This is a genomic window from Pseudomonas sp. 34 E 7, from assembly GCF_900005715.1.
Classification (GTDB): Bacteria; Pseudomonadota; Gammaproteobacteria; order Pseudomonadales; family Pseudomonadaceae; genus Aquipseudomonas; species Aquipseudomonas orientalis_A.
Map to the genome: position 1 here is coordinate 4,522 of NZ_CVTX01000144.1, position 2,995 is coordinate 7,516.

The following is a 2,995-nucleotide window of genomic DNA, read 5'->3' on the forward strand; positions in this document are numbered from 1 at the left end:
GGCCGTTACCGCAGAAACGGATATGTACTCGTTCCAATCCAACATCCCGGCCAGCCCCGAGGCCGCCATCGGGGGCAAGCCCCCTCCCACATTTGGACCGGGATCGACACCAAAATCCTGGTCGCCCCGGAGGCAAGCCCCCTCCCACATTTGAACGGCCGTGTTGCTCAGATCGGGTTCGCCTGCTACACCTTGTTGCACAGACCCATGACAAGGAAGCAGTCACATGTCAATCGAGTCAGAAGTATCCCTGGACGGGAAGAAGTTGACGATCGCAATCAAGGGCCGGTTCGATTTTGGCAGCCACCAGGCATTTCGCGATGCCTACGAGCGTTACTACAAGGTGCCCGAGTTGTATGTGGTCGATCTTAAAGAAACCACCTACATGGACAGCTCGGCCCTGGGCATGCTCCTGCTGCTCAGGGACCACGCTGGTGGCGATGAGTCTCAAGTGCAGGTCAGCAACAGCAGCCACGACGTGCGCAAAATCCTCGCCATTTCCAATTTCGACAAGCTGTTCGATATATCGTGAGAGTCCTGGCCCCCTTATCCGAGCCGCTGACCATCCTGATTGCCGAAGACAGCGCCGCCGACTTGCTGTTGTTGTCGACCATCGTGCGGCGTCAGGGGCACCATGTGCTCACCGCGACCAATGGCGAGCAAGCCGTTGAAGTGTTTGCGCGCGAGCGTCCGCAGCTGGTGCTGATGGACGCGATGATGCCGGTGATGGATGGTTTTCTCGCCGCGCGATGGATCAAGCAATTGGCGGGCGAGCAGTTGGTCCCCATCATTTTCCTGACCTCGCTGCGCGAAAGCGCCGCACTGGCGGAGTGCCTGGACGCCGGCGGCGACGATTTCCTGCCCAAGCCCTACAACCAGCTTATTCTGGCCGCCAAGATCAACGCCATGGACCGCCTGCGGCGGCTACAAGCCACGGTGCTGCAGCAGCGTGACCAGATCGCCCGGCACAATGATCACCTGTTACATGAGCAACGCGCCGCCAAGGCCGTGTTCGACAAGGTCGCGCATTCGGGTTGCATCAACGCGGCGCCGAATATCCGCTACCTGCAATCGCCCTATGCACTGTTCAACGGGGACCTGCTGCTGGCGGCCTATACGCCGTCCGGCGACATGCACGTGCTGCTCGGCGATTTCACCGGCCACGGCCTGCCGGCGGCCATCGGAGCCATGCCCCTGGCCGAAGTGTTCTACGGCATGACCGCCAAGGGCTACGGGCTGACGCAGACCCTGCGCGAAATGAACGCCAAGCTCAAGCGCATCCTGCCGGTGGACATGTTCTGCTGCGCCACACTGTTGTGCCTGAGCACCGAGCGGCGCGTGGTGGAGGTGTGGAACGGCGGCATGCCCGAGGGCTATGTGCATGAGGTCGCCACCGGCAAGCGCACGCCGTTGATGTCGCGGCATCTGCCGTTGGGCGTGCTGTCGGCCCAGGCATTCGATGACAGCACCGAAGTCTGGCCCATGGCCCTGGGCGATCGGGTGTTCCTGCTCTCCGATGGCGTGCTGGACACCGCCGACGCCAATGACCAGTTGTTCGGCGCCGAGCGTTTGCAGCAGGTGTTTGCCGCCAACCGCGAGCCCGACCGCCTGTTCGAGGATATCGAGCAGGCGCTGGCGGCCTTTCGCGGTGAGGCGCGGGACGATGTCAGCATGGTTGAAATCAGCTTGCTGGCCGGCCAACCGCTGCGCGTGGCCGAACCTATGTATTCCGACAGCGGCCAGTCTTGCCCGCTGAATTGGTCGGTGAGTTTCGAGTTTCGCGCGCAGACCCTCAGGCGCTACAACCCGTTGCCGTATCTGCTGCAATTGCTGTTGGAGGTCCATGGCCTGCGTGAGCAGAGTGGGGCGCTCTACACGGTCATGGCCGAGTTGTATGCCAATGCCCTCGAACATGGCGTTCTGGGCCTGGATTCACAGCTCAAGCGCGATGCCGAAGGGTTTGCGCAGTATTATCGCCTGCGCAACGAGCGGCTGGCGCAATTGAACAGCGGCCATATCCGGGTGCATGTGCAGGTGTCCCCGACTGCGCAAGGCGGCAAGATGACGTTGCGTGTCGAGGACAGCGGGCCTGGCTTCGATGTTGACGAGGTGCTGGCGCGGCCGCTGGATGCTGACCGTCTGTCCGGCCGCGGCTTGAACCTGGTGCGTCAACTGAGCGGCGACGTACGCTGGTCCGATGGCGGGCGCAGCGTCTGCGTGGAGTTTTGCTGGAAGGCTCTGGCATAATCCGTCAATTCTTGATCAAGGAGCGAGCAAGTGGTCGATATACATCTGGACCCGGACGTGTTGTCGGGTCTGCGGGAGGTCATGGAAGGTGAGTATCCCAAGCTGCTCGATACCTTTCTCGATGACTCGCAAAAGCGCGTCGAGGCGTTGCGCACCGCGCGCGACGACGCCAAGGCGCTGGGGCGCATAGCGCATAGCTTCAAGGGCAGCAGTGGCAACCTTGGCGCGGTGCGGTTGGCGCACCTGTGTCAACGCTTGGAGCTTGAGTCCATCAAGCCTGCCTCGAATCTGGGTGCATTGGTTGACCAGATTGATCATGAGTTCGCGCTGGTCAGGCCGATGTACGAATCGGAGCGCCAGCGTTTCAGTGCGTGAGCCTTCGCTGCAAACCTGGCCCGACTCTTGCTCTATCTCCTGATACTGCATCCCCGACCCCCATGCAGTGGAGACCTTTACCTATGCCAGTCGCCCCCAATTCGCTCCTTCAGGCTGCCCCCGCGGCCAAGCCTCAAGCGCCTGCCGCCACCCCTGCGGTGGCGGCTGCGGACCCACGGGACAAAGGCCCTGGCTTCTCTCAAGTGTTCGCCAACCAGGGCGCCAAACCGGCGCTGAAAACCGACAGCGCACCGGGCAAATCGGTGCCTGCAACCGCCGACAAGACACCTGCCGCCAGCACGCCTGCGGTTGCCGATAGCGGCAATCCCTTGCCTGCCAAGCCGTCCGATGCCGACAAAGCGGCCAAGGACAC

General features: G+C 62.2%; 3 protein-coding genes and 1 pseudogene. All 4 read left to right on the forward strand.

The window, feature by feature from the left end:
• The first annotated feature begins 226 nt into the window (after positions 1–226).
• Positions 227–532 carry an STAS domain-containing protein gene (locus tag BFP96_RS14550; protein WP_065893763.1) on the forward strand — a complete coding sequence of 102 codons (306 nt, stop codon included), beginning with the start codon at positions 227–229 and terminating at the stop codon, positions 530–532.
• Positions 529–2,247: an ATP-binding SpoIIE family protein phosphatase gene (locus tag BFP96_RS14555; protein WP_065936463.1), complete on the forward strand. Its 1,719-nt coding sequence runs from the start codon at positions 529–531 to the stop codon at positions 2,245–2,247. The genes BFP96_RS14550 and BFP96_RS14555 overlap by 4 nt, the downstream gene beginning before the upstream one ends.
• Positions 2,248–2,277: 30 nt before the next feature.
• Positions 2,278–2,622, forward strand: coding sequence for an Hpt domain-containing protein (locus BFP96_RS14560; RefSeq protein ID WP_065893761.1), 345 nt, complete (start codon positions 2,278–2,280; stop codon positions 2,620–2,622).
• A gap of 83 nt (positions 2,623–2,705) precedes the next feature.
• A pseudogene (locus tag BFP96_RS14565) lies at positions 2,706–2,995 on the forward strand (flagellar hook-length control protein FliK); the annotation flags it as partial.